This is a genomic window from Nostoc sp., from assembly GCF_036917095.1.
Classification (GTDB): Bacteria; Cyanobacteriota; Cyanobacteriia; order Cyanobacteriales; family Nostocaceae; genus Nostoc.
Genome location: NZ_JBALFH010000041.1, coordinates 39,569 through 55,125, shown reverse-complemented (window position 1 = coordinate 55,125; position 15,557 = coordinate 39,569). Strand labels below are relative to the sequence as shown.

Here is a 15,557-nt window from a genome sequence, read left to right as displayed (position 1 = left end):
ACCTAACTCGCAGCGACATTTACCTATGCGGTAATTAACTCACCTCGCATAACAGTTACCGCTTGTCCGCTGAGAAAGACGCGATCGCTCCCGTCATAATACACTTTCACTACCCCACCGCGACTGGATGCTTGATAAGCCAAAAACTCATTTTTCTGCAAGCGATCGCGCCAGAACGCAGCAAGGCAGCAATGGGCTGAACCAGTCACCGGATCTTCATTAATACCTACCTCTGGTGCAAAGAAGCGAGAGACAAAATCATAATCTGAATCAGGATTAGTCAAGCTAGTAACTATAACTTTACCAATTGGTAAGGTTTTGAGTAGTTGAAAATCAGGCTGCATTTGCCGCACTAAATCTTCCGATTGTAATTCCACTAAATAACTTAGTGAATTCTGCAAGACAAATCTGTATGGTACACCCAAAGCAGTCTTGAGTTCTGGAGGCCCGATGATTACTCGTGAGTGGTTGACAGGAAAATCTAATTCAATCCACTCACCTTGCAACTTAGCAATCAGCACTCCACTTTTGGTATAAAAACGCGCAACTTCATCAGGTGACAAATGCCCCTCTGACCAAAGTACATGGGCACTAGCTAAAGTTGCATGACCACAAAGCGGTACTTCCACCGTGGGGGTAAACCAACGCAGATTAAAGCCATCATCCTGTCTAACTAGAAAAGCCGTCTCAGATAAATTCATCTCCTGCGCGACATTCTGCATCCAGCGTTCGTCTTGGGGAGTAGGCAAAACACAAACAGCAGCAGGATTACCTGCAAAAACTGTATTGGTAAAAGCATCAACCTGAGTAATGATTTGTCCCATCAAAATCACCTTGAAAGTTGGAAAAAAGATTCTACTACACAAAACTGTCCCTCTCCGATGAGCAAGCTGACTTTTCACGGTATCTGGAAAACCTCTCTTCTATTTCTCTCATGCTTTTAGGAGAGAGACTTTGAATTTTCCCCCTTCCCGCGTCGGGAAGAGGGTTAGGGGGTTAGGTCAATCGTTGGCTTTTCCACATAACGTGAAAAGTCAGGACGGGCAAGAGGGGCAGATTTGAACTTTAATTCAAGACAGGGAGAGGTTCATCGAACTCACGTTACCTTAGAAATTAGTAATATAATCTCCAAAAACTAGGGTCAATGTTAAAGCAAAACGGAAACATGAGGATAAAAATCTTCAGAAGCATCTTTGCTGCTGTCAACTTAGCGCTAATTTCTGGAGGATTAGTTAGCTGTGTTGTTGAAGTACCGCAGCGGCTTGCCCCAACTGAGGAACAAAAACCAGCCGTACAACCTATCCAACAGCCTAAACAGGAAAGCGACAACGACAAAAATGATGATGACAAACATCGCGATCGCAAGAATGATAAAGACGATGACGATAAAGAAGATAACGACTAACGAAACGCAGAACGATCGCCTTTATCCTTTTCTTTGAGTTTCCATTTATGCTTATCCAACAAACTTCTACTTCCCTAATCGACACTTTACGCCACCGACGGCAACAACTAGCCAACCTGATTAATTTTCCAGTAATTCTGTGGTCAGGTAGCAACAGTCCGCGCAACTTTCCAGCAAATCCCTTTGTGTTCCGCGCTAGCAGTCATTTCCTCTATTTTGCCGGACTGCCGTTATCGAAGGCGGCAATTCGTTTAGAAGGTGGCAAGCTAGAACTATTCATCGACGATCCGTCACCCAGCAGTGCCCTTTGGCATGGAGAAATGCCAACGCGCGGGGAAATAGCCCAGAAGATTGGGGCGGATGTAGCTCGACCAATGGCAGAATTAGAGTCTTGGGTAGAAGATGCCGCTACACTTGCTGTACAAGATGCAGCGACTTGGACGCAGCAGACGCAGCTATTAAATAGATGGGTTTTACCGCAAAGTCCTCCCGAAGGAATTGACTTGCAGTTAGCTAAAGCGATCGTTTCTCTCCGCCTCACTCACGATGAAGCTGCATTAACTCAGTTGCGAAAAGCTGCGGCTGTCACTGTTGAAGCCCACAAAGCTGGTATGGCAGCAACACCTAAAGCGAAGCTGGAAGCAGAAGTTCGGGCAGCGATGGAAGGGGTTATTATTGCCCGCAATATGACCACTTCCTACAACAGTATTGTCACCGTCCACGGTGAAGTTTTGCATAACGAGCAGTATCACCACCCCCTACAACCAGGTGACTTACTGCTTGCCGATGTTGGTGCTGAAACTGAGATGGGTTGGGCTGGAGATGTGACTCGAACATGGCCAGTTTCGGGTAAATTTTCATCTACCCAAAGAGATATTTATGATGTGGTGCTGGCAGCCCACGATGCTTGCATTGCCAAAATACACCCTGGTGTAGAGTATGGGGATATTCATTTGCTAGCTGCTACAGTCATAGCTGAAGGTTTAGTAGAGTTAGGCATTTTCCAAGGAAATCCCCAAGATTTAGTAGAAATGGATGCCCACGCGCTGTTTTTCCCTCATGGTATCGGTCATCTACTGGGTTTAGATGTCCATGATATGGAAGATTTGGGCGATTTAGCTGGGTATGAAGAGGCACGTGAAAGAAGCGATCGCTTTGGCTTAGGCTACCTTCGTTTAAATCGTCCTTTGCGTCCAGGAATGTTAGTCACAATTGAACCTGGTTTTTATCAAGTACCAGCAATTTTAAATAATGCTCAACTACGCTCAAAATATCAAAACGTCATCAATTGGCAACGTTTATCTGAATTTGCCGATGTGCGCGGAATCCGCATTGAAGATGATGTTTTAGTTACAACAGAAGGCAGCGAAGTTTTAACAGCCGCATTACCAAATGATGCCGATGCTGTCGAAAATCTAGTCAATGCCTGAGTTCATACTGACAGCCATTCATAATAGATGCTTAATTACTGGATTCACCTTTGATGTAGCCGAGCATTTGATTTCGGACATCACGTTTAGCTCGTGAATCCAGCAAGATTCCTAACAAAGAGGCATCGCGCTCATGGTCGGTGTTAAGGTGTTGTGCTGGATCTCGATTTACATGCACTTCAGCAATCTTTACGCTTTCTCCAACTACCTCAAAACGCACTTTGAAAATGCAAAAACCAGTCCAACTACGATGTAAATATAGCCAAGGAGCCTCATAGAAAATGAACCACTTATCTTCCATCTGCTCTGGAATAACTCCAGCAGCAATTCTGTCGAATTCTTCCTGTGAGTAAAGTTTTTCTACTGTTATATTTGTGTAAGCAGAAAGCATAGGTTCTGTTTTCCAATCATTCCGTTTAGCTATTCGCATAAGTAAAAAAATATAATATGATACCTCATGATATATAAAATAATTCCAAATTCATGAGAAAAAAAACCATAGGATTACTCCTGAACGGAGTTATTGTCAGCTTCGGATTATTACCATTATTAGCTCAAGCACAGCAGCCGGTTTCTAATACCCAAGTTGCGGCAATGGTAGAAGCATTGCGACAAGCTGCACCGCAAACAAAAAATCCCAACGATGGACTTTACAGCGAATGGCAAGTTAAACCAGAAACCCTCAAAGGCTGGACAAGAACTTGTCTCAAACGAGAACTAACACCAACGCAATTTGAAAACAGCCCTGCGATCGCCCGACAAGTTGTATCATGTATCACGCGCCGTGAGTTAACCAATCAGTTCCGTGCCACCAATAATGAAATTGCATCTGTGCGTGGCGCAGCTTGTTGGTGGATGACTGGTAGCTACACAGGTTGTGACAAAGGCTTCACTGCTGAGTATGTGCAAAAAGTTGTCCGCTTTTACCAACAACAGCGTCCAAATTAAAAAAATATCCCATCGCTTTTAGGGCAGGGGGCAGGGGGCAGGGGGCAGGGGAGGCAGGGGAAGAAGATATCTGCTAGTCCTCTTGGATGGAGGAATTGAGTAATTTATTTTTTGGAGTTCTCTAAAAGGGTGACTCTTTAGAAAGAGTTAAGATAATTGCTTTACCTTATCGACAACCCAATCAACGCGATCTTTTCCCCAAAATCTCTCGCCTTCGACTACCCAAGTCGGGACTCCGGGACAGCCAAACTGTTCGTATTCTGCCAAAGCTGCCACTGCTGCAAGTTTTGCTGCTTCTCCGTAGATTAACTCAAGAATGCGATCGCCATTCAACCCAACATCATTTGCTACTTTCTTAATCACAGACTCATCGTTGACATCAAGTAGGTCAATGTATGTCGCTCGAAAGAAAGCGGCATCAAGCAGATGCTCCTTTCCAGTTCCACAAGCAGCGTAATAGGCTCTCGCGGGAAGTTCTTCGCGACCAAACTTCATTTTCTCCCAGCGCTTGACCCACCTACCAAATTCTTCAAACTCCTTGAGCCGTATTTCAATGCCGTACTTTTTCGCCCACCGCAGACAATCTTCTTTGTGATACGACGATAACACGGCGCTTTCACTGCGTCCTTGAAGGTTAGCTACCTTTATACCTCGTTCCTTCGGTATGTAGATTGGTCGTCGTTCAATATCAACAGGCAATCCGCGCAAAGCTTTTTCGGCAAGAGCAATACCAATATATGAATTTGACGAGTGGTATATCGAGTATGAGTATACTTTGATTCGCTGCGACATCTTGGCTACCGTAGCTACTTACTGATAATATTACGAATTAGCGATCGCAGCAGTAGCCAATATTCAATCACAGAGTCCCCAATCCCCACGTGTTGGATAACAATAATAGGAATTATCGGGCGACACATTTAGCCGCTATACGCTCACCCGATACAGAGAATGAAAATCAGTTCGCTCTTAGACTGCGGAGCGTTAAGGCTTGCCTAGAAAGTCTTTTTTGCCAAGCTCTACACCGCAGTGTCTGAGAATGTCATAGGTTGTTGTGACATGGAAATAAACGTTTGGCAAAACAAAATATAGGAGAAATGGCATTCCTTCAAAAGATAGGCTCTTGTCACCCTGCGTAATGGTAATTGTTTTATCTTCCGAACCATCTATTTGTTCGGGTTTAAATGTGTCTAAATAAGAGATAGTTTTCTGAACGCGGTCAATAAGTTCGGGCAATGTAGTTTCATTGTCCTCAAACTTGGGTGCTTCTGCCCCTGCTAATTGTGCGGCACCTCTCTTTGCTATGTCAGAGGCAATTTGTACTTGTCTTGACAATGGAAACATATCTGGGAATAGACGACTATTGACCAACACATGTCGATCTATTTTTTTGGTTTCTGCATATGTAGCACCTTTTTCAAGAATACTTATAAGGTTATTCAGTGTGCGAATGAACACTGGTATTGAAGCTTGATACATTGAAATGGTCATTGATATTTCTCCAGAAAAAGTTCAATCTTTGTAGAGTTGGGGTCTTGTTGAGATAAGTAGTGTGATTCGCTCAGTATAAATCTATCGCATCGAATAAGCGCTACACATAAACGCGCGATCGTCATGAAGAGGGGGAAGGGAAAATTCCATACCTTTACCCCCGCCCCTTACCCCCAGAGGGAACCCCACCTTCCCCTTTGCCCCTCTGCCTCTTTATCAATCCGTATCTGGTTGCTACAGTCGCGGTGAAAAATACTAAGCTGGTAGATAGCACGTTAAAACTTTAGCGGAAATTCCAAATCGCATTCATCGGCGGTTTAGAATTCCCCATTGGCGAACTACCTGTAATTACATTATGTTTGATGCATTATCTGACCGTTTAGAATCCGCCTGGAAAAAACTGCGGGGACAGGACAAAATTTCTCAATCCAACATTCAAGATGCATTGCGCGAAGTGCGCCGCGCCCTGTTGGAAGCAGATGTCAATCTCCAGGTAGTCAAAGATTTTATTAGCGAAGTCGAAGCCAAGGCACAGGGAGCCGAGGTGGTTACCGGCGTGCGACCTGACCAACAGTTCATCAAAATTGTTCACGATGAACTGGTGCAGGTGATGGGAGAAGAAAATGTTCCCATAGCAGAAGCCAAGGAACAGCCTACCATCGTGCTAATGGCTGGGTTGCAAGGTACTGGTAAAACCACAGCTACCGCTAAGTTAGCCTTACACCTCCGTAAATTAGACCGTAGCTGCTTGTTGGTGGCGACAGACGTATATCGCCCAGCAGCGATCGACCAATTGGTGACGTTGGGTAAGCAAATTGACGTACCAGTATTTGAACTAGGAAGCGACGCCGATCCCGTAGAAATTGCAAGGCAAGGTGTAGAACGCGCTAGGGCAGAAGGTGTCAACACAGTAATTATTGATACTGCCGGACGCCTGCAAATTGACGAAGACATGATGGCGGAATTAGCCCGCATCAAAGCAACTGTCCAACCCCATGAAACTCTCTTGGTGGTGGACGCGATGACTGGTCAAGAGGCGGCAAATCTTACCCGCACCTTCCACGAGCAGATCGGAATTACTGGGGCAATTCTCACCAAGCTGGATGGTGATAGCCGTGGTGGTGCAGCGCTTTCGGTGCGAAAGATTTCGGGAGCGCCGATTAAATTTGTGGGCGTGGGTGAGAAAGTCGAGGCACTGCAACCTTTTTATCCCGATCGCATGGCATCGCGGATTCTCGGTATGGGCGATGTGCTCACCCTGGTAGAAAAAGCCCAGGAAGAGTTTGACTTAGCAGATGCTGAGAAAATGCAGGAGAAAATTTTGTCAGCGAAGTTTGACTTTACTGACTTTCTCAAGCAGTTGCGGATGCTGAAGAACATGGGTTCTCTGGGAGGCTTGATCAAGATGATTCCAGGGATGAACAAGCTCTCAGACGATCAACTCAAGCAGGGAGAAACCCAGCTAAAGCGCTGTGAGGCGATGATCAACTCCATGACTCGCCAAGAACGCCACGACCCCGACTTATTAGCCAGTTCTCCCAGTCGGCGGCGGCGGATTGCATCTGGCTCCGGCTATAGAGAGTCAGATGTGACTAAACTGGTGGGTGATTTCCAAAAAATGCGATCGCTCATGCAGCAAATGGGTCAAGGTGGCTTCCCTGGAATGCCGGGAATGTTCGGCGGTGGTGGTGGCATGGGCAACGCCTTCGCAGGTGCAGGCAATCGTCCCGCAGCCCCCGGATGGCGAGGTTATGATGGTGCCCCAGCCACGAAAAAGAAAAAACCCAAAGATAAAAAGAAAAAAGGCTTTGGTAATCTTTAGTTATTGGGCACTTGTACTGAGTTTCGACTGCGCTCAACTACCGCGAAGTCGTTGGCGCAGCCTCTCGTAGAGAAGTATTGGGCATTGGGCATTGGTAATTTGCAAATGACTAATGACAAAGGACTAATGACTAATGACTAATAGCAGCAAATGCTAGGCAGTGCTAAAATTAGCATTTCGACCTCAGAATTTATCAGCAGAGGAAACTAACCCTCAATTTCTCGGCAGCAGCCAGATTTTAAGTTACTTCCTCACCAATTAGTTGCTAACTAATATCTAACAACAGGAGAACGATTCTTCAACCATGATCAAACTGCGCTTGAAACGATTCGGTAAAAAGCGGGAAGCAAGTTACCGCATTGTAGCCATTAACAACCTCGCTCGCCGCGATGGCCGTCCCTTAGAAGAATTGGGTTTTTATAACCCCAGAACTGATGAAGTGCGACTAGACGTTCCCGGTATCGTCAAGCGACTACAACAAGGCGCTCAACCCACTGATACCGTTCGTCGCATTCTAGTAAAAGCTAATGTTTTTGAGCAGGTCAGTGCAACAGCCGCATCATAATTTCGGAACAAAATTGCCAACAGCTAGCCCCGACTATGTTGGGCTGGTTAGATTTTTGGTGCAGCCGTTTTTGGAATCTCCAGAGACACTAAGCGTCGATTGTGAAATTTCTCAGCCCCTCAAGCGGGTTTGGGTTCGCATCGCCTTTGAAAGCACAGATAAAGGGAAAGTGTTTGGTCGAGGGGGACGCAATATTCAGGCGATTCGTACAGTAATTGCCGCAGCCGCAGCCGCAGCTGGGCAATCAACATACCTGGATATCTACGGCAGCACCACGCCGGGCCGCGAGGGTATGTCTTTTGATGAAGAGACAGAAGAGCGATCGCCACCGCCGACTAGGAGAGAACCACGTGGAAATGATGGGCCTAAACCCATTGTTAAACCCCGCCTCCGCTAGGTTAAAACTAGAGAGCAAATCTGAGCGGTTGTAGTTACCTCCGCTCAGAATTTTTATAAAGATGGAAATTCAAGAGGGCGAATAAAATTCGCGGTGACACAAACATAGACGCTTTGCGGGTTCCCGTAGGGTAGTCCGCCTCTGCGGATTAAGGAAACATTGAGTTTTTGAAACCCACCTCCGTGGGTTTTGCTTGTCTAGATGCGGTTTATAACCGCCCTTTTAACGTTAAGTTGACTATAGCCGATTAATTTGTTGCAAATATTTTTTCAAAAAATAAGTAATAAAAGCCTAATTTCGCCGTTAACGAGAAAATATTAACCTTTGTCAAACACAGATCCTCACCAATTAAGAAATACTATGGCAGGTGCCTTAACGATTCAGCTGCCCAATATTCCCAGTGCGATCGCTCTAGCCGGAGATGGAGAAGAAAATCTCAAAACCCTATCTCGGCAAACAGGGGCCACTTTAGTGCTACGCGGACAGGAATTACTGATTTCTGGTACTGAAGGGCAAATCGATCTGGCTTCTCGATTAGTGCGATCGCTTGAAGACCTCTGGATTAAAGGCAATGTCATTTCCAGTGCCGATATTTTAACAGCTCGTCAAGCTATAGATAGCGATCGGCAAGGGGAACTGCAAGATTTACAGCGAAATGTCCTCGCCAAAAGTCGCCGGGGTGAAGAAGTCCGTGCCAAAACCTTCCGCCAGCGTCAATATATCGACGCACTCCGTAGGCGCGACCTCACTTTTGGCATTGGCCCCGCCGGAACAGGCAAGACTTATCTCGCTGTTGTTGTCGCCGTACAAGCACTCCTTGCTAACCAGTTTGAAAAGCTGATCTTAACTCGCCCTGCCGTCGAAGCCGGTGAAAAACTCGGTTTTTTGCCTGGAGATTTACAGCAAAAAGTTAATCCCTATCTTCGCCCACTTTACGATGCTATTTATGAATTCATCGACCCCGAAAAAGTACCCAGTTTAATGGAACGCGGTGTGATTGAAGTCGCACCACTTGCCTATATGCGGGGACGCACCCTCAATAACGCTTTTGTAATTGTCGATGAAGCTCAAAATACTACACCCGCTCAGATGAAAATGGTTTTGACTCGTTTGGGCTTCCGTTCGCGGATGGTGATTACAGGCGACATGACACAAACTGATTTACCACTTCACCAACAATCAGGTTTAGGAGTGGCTTTACAAATTTTAAAACACGTTGAAGGCATTGCCTTTTGCGAATTTTCTCAAAAAGATGTCGTGCGTCATCCTTTAGTTCAGCGCATTGTCGCGGCTTATGAACAATACGAAAAATAGTCATTAGTCATTAGTCATTGGTCATTAGTCATTGGTCATTAGTCATTGGTCATTAGTCATTAGTCATTAGTCATTAGTTATTGGTCATTGGTCAAAAAACTGACAGAGGATAACAATTTATGAGTACTACTTTGAAAGAATTTTTAGAAGCTTGCGAGACTCTTGGAACTTTGCGTTTAATTGTTACTAGTAGCGCTGCTGTATTAGAAGCGCGAGGCAAAATAGAAAAGCTATTTTATGCAGAATTGCCTAAAGGGAAGTATGCGAATATGCACACCGAAGGCTTTGAGTTTCACTTGAATATGGACAGAATTATTCAAGTAAAGTTTGAAACAGGTGAAGCAAAAAGAGGCAATTTTACAACCTATGCTATCCGGTTTTTAGATGATAAACAGGAGTCTGCTTTAAGCCTATTTTTGCAATGGGGAAAACCGGGAGAATATGAACCAGGACAGGTGGAAGCTTGGCAGTTTTTACGAGAACAGTATGGAGATACTTGGCAACCTTTACCAGCAGAAATTTAATACAGCTAAACTGATAGGGGTGGAGGAAATCGGATATCTGCACTGAACTGCTCCACATTAACGCTGCGATGAATCGGTAAAACATATTCTAAATTCTCGTGGGGTTGGGGAATAATATGAGAAGAAAGCACCTCGCCACCGTTAACTCGCAGCACCGCATTTAGTCCTGCTGTCACCGCCACATTCACCTCGCCCACAACCCCCCGAATTAATACGGTAATTTGTCCCAAATCGGTATTTTCATAACCAACAAGGGTTACACGGGCAGCTTTACACATAGCATCTCCCACTTCCACCGCTGTGGGAACGCCATAAACTTCAATCATACCTAGTGCCAATGTCATGCTATAACCATAATTCGGGATTGTAAGGTCAAACATCTTACTACAAAGTTTTAATTTTTTACACAAACTTACTTAATTTTTAATCGATAAATAATAAACGTTAACTACAAAACTGCTAATGCTTACAATAAAGGCGATTTGGAGTTTTTTCTTGCTGTTTTTATTCCTTTTGTGGGGTGGTGAAGCTCTTGCAGGAGAGTTGTCTGAACGTTTAGCAAATTTTCCCCAATGGGAAAAGTTAACTTCAGTGCAACCAGCTTCCGGTGATTTAGTTTACCCGGAATGGATGGCTGGCTATTGGCAAGTTACAAGTACTTTGGTAGATTTAGCTGCACCTTTGGCACCAGAAATTGTAACTCCAGGTTTTGAAGGTAATCGTCGGCAATTAAATCAGCCTGTGAGTTTTGTAGTAAGATTTGTGAAAGAGCAACCACATGTTTCCGGGTTAAAAATATTACCTAAGATAGACTACAAATCCCCAAATTTAGTAGCAGATAGAGCGTTTAATAGCTTGAATTTAGCAAGAGCTTATTTAGGGGATGAAGCAGTGTTATTAGTCAAAGTAGATCCAGATTCACCTAATCGTCAAATTACGTTCTTGCGTAGCAGTCGCCAACTAGTTTCGATTGTGACTGCACGAGGTATAGAAACTACCCCAGATGGCAAATTCATCACTACAGAACTGTTTCAACAACTATTTAAAGGTGGTTCACGCCCCTATTTAAACTCTGTAGAATCTACCACCGCTTATCATAAACTTTCAACAGCTAATCCGGCAATTGAGGCAGATCAAGTTACTGCTGTCTATCTTTCACCCCAAGATCCAGATTACTTTAAAGCTGGTTCTCGACCAGTTGCTCTCTATCGCTATCGCCTAGAATTTGTCCGCGCACAAATGCCTACTACTCCAAAGGAGTGATTTAAATCTATAGCCCTTGACTACAATGTAATACATTTGTAGTATATAAATTCCAAGTTTACGATCGCGCCCTTGGACAGTGTGCATCATGGCCAAATTTCAAGATATTGTCGATTACTTTCGCTCTGACTGGAAGCTGAGTGTTTTCAGTATTACAACATCGAGCATTTACGAAATTATTGATTTGGTTGTTCCTTATGCGATCGGGCAGATTTTAAATGTTTTGTCCGATCGACCGTTGGATAAACCACTTCAAAGTGCGATCGCCAATTTTTCAGACATCACCAATTACCCAGTTAATAAAACTCTATCTTTGGGTGTATTACTGGGTTTAATTTTCGTTGTCACTGTAGTGAGAGCGCCAACACAACCCTGGTTAACCAATTGGTTTCATTGGGATATAGCCTTCAGGTCGCGTCGAGAAAAAAACGAAACAGCGATCGCTAAAGTTCTAACTCTTCCATTAGAATTTTATGATGAAAATAACCCTGGCCGCATTGCCGGAAGAGTAGCTAGAGGTATTTCTAATCATACTTTTAGTTACCCTGAAGTTACCGGACAGTTGATTCCTAAACTGGCTCGTGTGCTGGGAATTTTTGTGTTTATCTTGTTCATTGAGTGGCGGATTGCAATTTTATATCTTATTTCCTTTGTAATTATTCTCAGCTTCAGTTTGAGGAGTCTACAACAGCTAATTAGATACGAAACTCGTCTGGATAAATATGGAGAGGACACCGAAAGCCGCACTTCCGAATTAATCACCAATATCAAAACGGTGAAAGCATTTGCTAGAGAAGCTAGGGAACTGAAACGGCAAAAGCAACGTTTAGATCGCGAACTAACGGTGGTTGAGCAGCGCATCCACAAAGGTTATACGATATTGGGTACTTGGCAAAGAACCGTAATTCAGTTTTGTGTGTTTACAATTCTGGGTTTGACTCTAGCAGCAACAGTAAATGGGAGAATTTCTCTTGGTCACTTTGTCATGACCTTAACTCTTTCTAGCATGGCATATGCCGAATTAGAACCTATTAGTAGCTTGGCAGAAGTTTTTGCCCGTCGTTATTCTTCCATGCTGCGGTTTCACGAATTTCTGCAAGAGCCAATTGCATCTGATTCAGCTAGTCTTTTAGAAGAGAGCAACCAGACAGAATCACCTTATAAATTTACTGGAAAAGTTGAGCTGTCGCACGTCACTTTTGGATATGATGCCAACCGTCAAGTTTTGCAAGATATTAACTTGTCGATTGAGCCATACCAAACAGTCGCATTAGTGGGGCGTTCCGGTTCTGGTAAGTCTACTTTAGTGAAGTTGCTGTTGCGATATTTTGAACCTCAAGCAGGTCAAATTCTGATTGATGGTCAAGATATTCGGACTTTGAATGTGGGTAAATATAGACGAAGGCTAGCGATCGTTCACCAAGAAGTAGACGTTTTTAACGGTACTATATTAGATAACCTCACCTACGGCAGACCGGATGCCAGTTTGGAGCAGGTTCAAGAAGCCTGTAGAATTGCCAGAGTAGATGAAGTAGTGCAGCACTTACCCCAAGGTTATTACACCGTCGTGGGGGAACGAGGCGTCAGGTTATCTGGAGGACAAAGACAACGCTTGGGAATTGCGAGGGCGTTGTTAGTGGAACCAGACGTGCTGGTTTTTGACGAAGCCACCTCTAGTTTAGATTATGAGTCTGAGCGTTCGATTCAGCTAGCAATGCGATCGATTCAGGGCACTTGCACCACCATCGTAATTGCCCACCGCCTAAGCACAGTGCGAGAAGCAGATAAAATTGTGGTTCTAGAGCAAGGAAAAATTGTAGAAGTGGGTAGCCACGATGAACTCTTGCGTCACGAGGGCATTTACCGTCGCTTGCATTCCCTGCAAGAAACAGGAGAACTCCTGAGTTAGGGGATATAAACAATGAAAAGGTGACCGAAGAGGAGAAGAATCAAAAGAGACGCGAAGACATAGGGAATTACTTTGTAAGTAGATAGATTTAATTAAATGTAAGATAAAACTTTTGTTCGTAGTGAGCGATTTATCGCTTTGCATAAGATTTTAAAAGACTAGAGCCGCTTACTACGAGTTTTAATTTAATTAAGCTCTTCTACTTCAAAATTTCCTTGTTTTATCTCTGACAAAATTTGTCATATCTGTATTGGTTATACTGAAAAATTCTTCCAATAGCAAAAAATTAAGATTTACTCTTATCCGCTTCTTTCTGCGCCGCCTCGCTGTATTTCTTATATAGTTGAGTACGAATCCTAGCTTCCTCATAACGGCTGTGGTTTTGTGGCACCGTGCCCATTAAATCTGAAGCCCGTTGCCACTTAGCAGCGATCTCTAACCACTGAGTTGAGGTTGTGGCTGTTTTACCAGATGCAGAAGCAAGATTTGCAATTCGCACAGATAGTGAAAATGGGTCATCAGTTGGCTCAGAAAGGTTATTGTTAGCAGCATGGGATGGTGTTTGGGCTTTTTGCTCGTTAGGATTTTCTGTAGTTAAAGATTTGGAAGATTCTACTTGCATTAGGTTTTTCAGTTTATTACCTAACTGGGCATAAACAAGCCAACTAAGCAACAATAGCGAGCATAAACCAGCCGCTGCTAATATCTTTGTTTTAGGTTTATTTTTGTGTTTGTCTTTGTTAATAAGTATTAAAGAACGAGAGACTGAAGTTTTAGGAAAATTTGGTTTTCCTAGTTCAGCTTGAGCTTCTGTGAAGTCTTTAATTAGTTGCTTGACAATATTAGGCTGAATTAATGTAATTTCCTGCGACCAAAGCAGTTGGTTCTCGCGATCGCTATCTATTTCTTTTAACCACAGTAATTGTTGTTCCCGAACAATCCGACTATTGATATTAACTCGGCGAATGTGACGCGGGGCGATGGACTCAAGAATTTGCTGGATTTGTTCTACAAGGGGAGATTGCTCAAGTTGCTCTACCCTAGCCGCCTCGCACAGAAGTTGTAAGACACCATCAGAAAAAATGGCTCTAGTTCTGACACCACACTTAGCTAGCTTTTCGTTCAATAGCTGAATAATCGCAGCAACGCTACCTTGATGAGCTTGCCAAGCGATATCATTTATCCTGTCTATCACTTGAAATTTAGTGATGGCTCTTCCACCCTGACTGATTAACGTATTCATTAATTTAAGGACTCTATTTGTACTGACCTTGATCTTGTCTTCGATTTTACGAGTAAAAAGATGAGTTGCCAAATAAAATCATAAATATAGAGCCTCCCTTTTATGTTTGGCAAGGGCGCTCGCTCGCGCTAAGTTAATTGGGCACTCTCACGCCTTGAAAGCGTAGGATTCTGGGTTGAAACTGCTTATTTCAGGGTAAGGCCCATCCTGGCAAAGGAGCTACCTGTTTGACATAGTACATTATGATGTCTTTTTGCGATCGCTTTCGATCGGGTTGAGGTAGGTAAATGCACTTTGCGATGTGTGAAGCACTCGCTATAGGCGATCGTAAATCTATGGCTAAATAGTATCAGGATCGACGCCTAGCGATCGCAATTGTTCTTTCAACCTTTTCACCTGTGACTCTGCTTGTTCTCTCACCAATCTTTCCTGTTTCAGTGCCTCTGCCAACTCCTCTGGAATCAGCAACTTTTCCCCAGTGTCTTCTCGATAAAAACCAATCAGTTGCCCTTCTATTTGCAAGCGCAGCTGCAAAGGTTCACATCGACTATCTGTAATTGGCTCATACACCTCGCCTCGCAGCCGATACCCTTGCAATTGCTCCTTAATCCACTCTCCCTTGGGGTCAAATAACCAGTATTCCAGTACTCCTAACTGCTCATACAGCGTCTTTTTGAAACCCGTGTCCTGGTTTTTAGTGCCCTCCGAAGTCATTTCAAAGATTACTACAGGCACTTGTCCCTCTTCCCATATCTTGTAATTATCCCGGTCTCCAGGAGCGACATTAAAAATCACCATTACATCTGGAGCTACCCGTACCCTTGGAAAACCTTGAGCATAATAGAGAAACTGGTTACTCAAAACCGTTGCTTGCCGACCCAGCAAATATTGTCTCAATACTTCTAAAGTTACCAGTAGAGCATATAAATGAACATAACTTTCTGCCAATGGTTCGCCATCCGAGCTTGGGTAAAAAACTTCTGTTGATTGCGAACTGGGTAAGAGGCTAGTCATAATTAGCCACCTGATTGAAAGGATGGGTGCAATTATATTATCTCAGAGACTTTCGCTGATATTTCTGGAACTGTCGTCAATTAAGAGGACAAGGAGACAGGGGCGCAAGGGGAAACCCCATAGATAAATCTAGGGGCTTAAAACTGTGTGGACAAGAGGTTTTTTCTTTTTATCCGCTTGTCCTTTTCGGTCAAGTATCGTTCACAACCAAACAAAATAGCTGTATCAGGAT

General features: G+C 43.9%; 17 protein-coding genes. 10 read left to right on the top strand and 7 right to left on the bottom strand.

The annotated features are described in order from the left end of the window. Positions 1-23: 23 nt before the first annotated feature. Positions 24-824 (bottom strand): PhzF family phenazine biosynthesis protein, encoded by an 801-nt coding sequence (locus V7L01_RS22305; protein WP_335038560.1) that lies wholly within the window; start codon positions 822-824, stop codon positions 24-26. Positions 825-1,144: 320 nt separating this feature from the next. Between V7L01_RS22305 and V7L01_RS22300 the strand changes: the two genes are divergently transcribed. Next, complete coding sequence (locus V7L01_RS22300; RefSeq protein ID WP_335038558.1) at positions 1,145-1,405, top strand: hypothetical protein; 261 nt, start codon at positions 1,145-1,147, stop codon at positions 1,403-1,405. A gap of 47 nt (positions 1,406-1,452) precedes the next feature. After that, positions 1,453-2,835, top strand: a complete 1,383-nt coding sequence (locus V7L01_RS22295) for an aminopeptidase P family protein (RefSeq protein WP_335038556.1) — start codon at positions 1,453-1,455, stop codon at positions 2,833-2,835. Between the two features lie 31 nt (positions 2,836-2,866). On the opposite strand, the gene V7L01_RS22290 is transcribed toward V7L01_RS22295, so the two are convergent. Then, on the bottom strand, positions 2,867-3,265 hold the full coding sequence (locus V7L01_RS22290; RefSeq protein WP_335038554.1) for a hypothetical protein: 399 nt from the start codon (positions 3,263-3,265) through the stop codon (positions 2,867-2,869). Positions 3,266-3,318: 53 nt separating this feature from the next. Here V7L01_RS22290 and V7L01_RS22285 point away from each other — a divergent pair, with 53 nt between their 5' ends. Continuing rightward, entirely contained in the window at positions 3,319-3,783 is a 465-nt protein-coding gene (locus tag V7L01_RS22285; RefSeq protein ID WP_335038551.1) for a hypothetical protein, read from the top strand. Between the two features lie 147 nt (positions 3,784-3,930). On the opposite strand, the gene V7L01_RS22280 is transcribed toward V7L01_RS22285, so the two are convergent. Continuing rightward, complete coding sequence (locus V7L01_RS22280; RefSeq protein ID WP_335038548.1) at positions 3,931-4,575, bottom strand: DsbA family protein; 645 nt, start codon at positions 4,573-4,575, stop codon at positions 3,931-3,933. 192 nt (positions 4,576-4,767) lie between these two features. Further along, a complete protein-coding gene (locus V7L01_RS22275; RefSeq protein WP_335038546.1) occupies positions 4,768-5,274 on the bottom strand; it encodes a DUF1993 domain-containing protein in 507 nt (168 codons plus the stop codon). 355 nt (positions 5,275-5,629) lie between these two features. Here V7L01_RS22275 and ffh point away from each other — a divergent pair, with 355 nt between their 5' ends. The 5 genes from ffh (at position 5,630) to V7L01_RS22250 (ending at position 9,896) form a co-directional block, all read left to right on the top strand. After that, on the top strand, positions 5,630-7,096 hold the full coding sequence (ffh, locus tag V7L01_RS22270) for a signal recognition particle protein (protein WP_335038544.1): 1,467 nt from the start codon (positions 5,630-5,632) through the stop codon (positions 7,094-7,096). Between the two features lie 304 nt (positions 7,097-7,400). After that, entirely contained in the window at positions 7,401-7,661 is a 261-nt protein-coding gene (gene rpsP, locus V7L01_RS22265) for a 30S ribosomal protein S16 (protein ID WP_012409382.1), read from the top strand. Further along, positions 7,624-8,058 (top strand): KH domain-containing protein, encoded by a 435-nt coding sequence (locus tag V7L01_RS22260; RefSeq protein ID WP_335038542.1) that lies wholly within the window; start codon positions 7,624-7,626, stop codon positions 8,056-8,058. The genes rpsP and V7L01_RS22260 overlap by 38 nt, the downstream gene beginning before the upstream one ends. 360 nt (positions 8,059-8,418) lie before the next feature. Next, a complete protein-coding gene (locus V7L01_RS22255) occupies positions 8,419-9,372 on the top strand; it encodes a PhoH family protein (protein ID WP_335038540.1) in 954 nt (317 codons plus the stop codon). Between the two features lie 119 nt (positions 9,373-9,491). Continuing rightward, the gene (locus V7L01_RS22250; protein ID WP_335038539.1) at positions 9,492-9,896 is read left to right on the top strand and encodes a ChuX/HutX family heme-like substrate-binding protein; all 405 of its coding nucleotides are present in this window, start codon (positions 9,492-9,494) and stop codon (positions 9,894-9,896) included. Between the two features lie 5 nt (positions 9,897-9,901). Here the strand turns inward: V7L01_RS22250 and V7L01_RS22245 are convergent, their stop codons facing one another. After that, positions 9,902-10,240, bottom strand: coding sequence for a carbon dioxide-concentrating mechanism protein CcmK (locus V7L01_RS22245; RefSeq protein ID WP_335038872.1), 339 nt, complete (start codon positions 10,238-10,240; stop codon positions 9,902-9,904). Positions 10,241-10,358: 118 nt separating this feature from the next. Here V7L01_RS22245 and V7L01_RS22240 point away from each other — a divergent pair, with 118 nt between their 5' ends. Together V7L01_RS22240 and V7L01_RS22235 are read left to right on the top strand one after the other, a co-directional pair. Beyond that, positions 10,359-11,159: a DUF6816 family protein gene (locus tag V7L01_RS22240; RefSeq protein ID WP_335038537.1), complete on the top strand. Its 801-nt coding sequence runs from the start codon at positions 10,359-10,361 to the stop codon at positions 11,157-11,159. An 88-nt stretch (positions 11,160-11,247) separates the two neighbouring features. After that, entirely contained in the window at positions 11,248-13,068 is a 1,821-nt protein-coding gene (locus V7L01_RS22235; RefSeq protein ID WP_335038535.1) for an ABC transporter ATP-binding protein, read from the top strand. A 286-nt stretch (positions 13,069-13,354) separates the two neighbouring features. On the opposite strand, the gene V7L01_RS22230 is transcribed toward V7L01_RS22235, so the two are convergent. Together V7L01_RS22230 and V7L01_RS22225 are read right to left on the bottom strand one after the other, a co-directional pair. Continuing rightward, positions 13,355-14,311, bottom strand: coding sequence for a hypothetical protein (locus V7L01_RS22230; protein WP_335038533.1), 957 nt, complete (start codon positions 14,309-14,311; stop codon positions 13,355-13,357). Positions 14,312-14,650: 339 nt separating this feature from the next. Further along, positions 14,651-15,325, bottom strand: a complete 675-nt coding sequence (locus V7L01_RS22225; protein ID WP_335038531.1) for a Uma2 family endonuclease — start codon at positions 15,323-15,325, stop codon at positions 14,651-14,653. Positions 15,326-15,557: the final 232 nt, after the last annotated feature.

Coding starts and splice junctions, on each gene's coding strand:
- V7L01_RS22240 (WP_335038537.1), top strand. CDS start 10,359: ATGCTTACAATAAAGGCGATTTGGAGTTTTTTCTTGCTGTTTTTATTC.
- V7L01_RS22305 (WP_335038560.1), bottom strand. CDS start 824: ATGGGACAAATCATTACTCAGGTTGATGCTTTTACCAATACAGTTTTT.
- V7L01_RS22300 (WP_335038558.1), top strand. CDS start 1,145: ATGTTAAAGCAAAACGGAAACATGAGGATAAAAATCTTCAGAAGCATC.
- V7L01_RS22295 (WP_335038556.1), top strand. CDS start 1,453: ATGCTTATCCAACAAACTTCTACTTCCCTAATCGACACTTTACGCCAC.
- rpsP (WP_012409382.1), top strand. CDS start 7,401: ATGATCAAACTGCGCTTGAAACGATTCGGTAAAAAGCGGGAAGCAAGT.
- V7L01_RS22260 (WP_335038542.1), top strand. CDS start 7,624: ATGTTTTTGAGCAGGTCAGTGCAACAGCCGCATCATAATTTCGGAACA.
- V7L01_RS22290 (WP_335038554.1), bottom strand. CDS start 3,265: ATGCGAATAGCTAAACGGAATGATTGGAAAACAGAACCTATGCTTTCT.
- V7L01_RS22250 (WP_335038539.1), top strand. CDS start 9,492: ATGAGTACTACTTTGAAAGAATTTTTAGAAGCTTGCGAGACTCTTGGA.
- V7L01_RS22225 (WP_335038531.1), bottom strand. CDS start 15,325: ATGACTAGCCTCTTACCCAGTTCGCAATCAACAGAAGTTTTTTACCCA.
- V7L01_RS22245 (WP_335038872.1), bottom strand. CDS start 10,240: ATGACATTGGCACTAGGTATGATTGAAGTTTATGGCGTTCCCACAGCG.
- V7L01_RS22285 (WP_335038551.1), top strand. CDS start 3,319: ATGAGAAAAAAAACCATAGGATTACTCCTGAACGGAGTTATTGTCAGC.
- V7L01_RS22255 (WP_335038540.1), top strand. CDS start 8,419: ATGGCAGGTGCCTTAACGATTCAGCTGCCCAATATTCCCAGTGCGATC.
- V7L01_RS22280 (WP_335038548.1), bottom strand. CDS start 4,575: ATGTCGCAGCGAATCAAAGTATACTCATACTCGATATACCACTCGTCA.
- V7L01_RS22230 (WP_335038533.1), bottom strand. CDS start 14,311: ATGAATACGTTAATCAGTCAGGGTGGAAGAGCCATCACTAAATTTCAA.
- V7L01_RS22235 (WP_335038535.1), top strand. CDS start 11,248: ATGGCCAAATTTCAAGATATTGTCGATTACTTTCGCTCTGACTGGAAG.
- ffh (WP_335038544.1), top strand. CDS start 5,630: ATGTTTGATGCATTATCTGACCGTTTAGAATCCGCCTGGAAAAAACTG.
- V7L01_RS22275 (WP_335038546.1), bottom strand. CDS start 5,274: ATGACCATTTCAATGTATCAAGCTTCAATACCAGTGTTCATTCGCACA.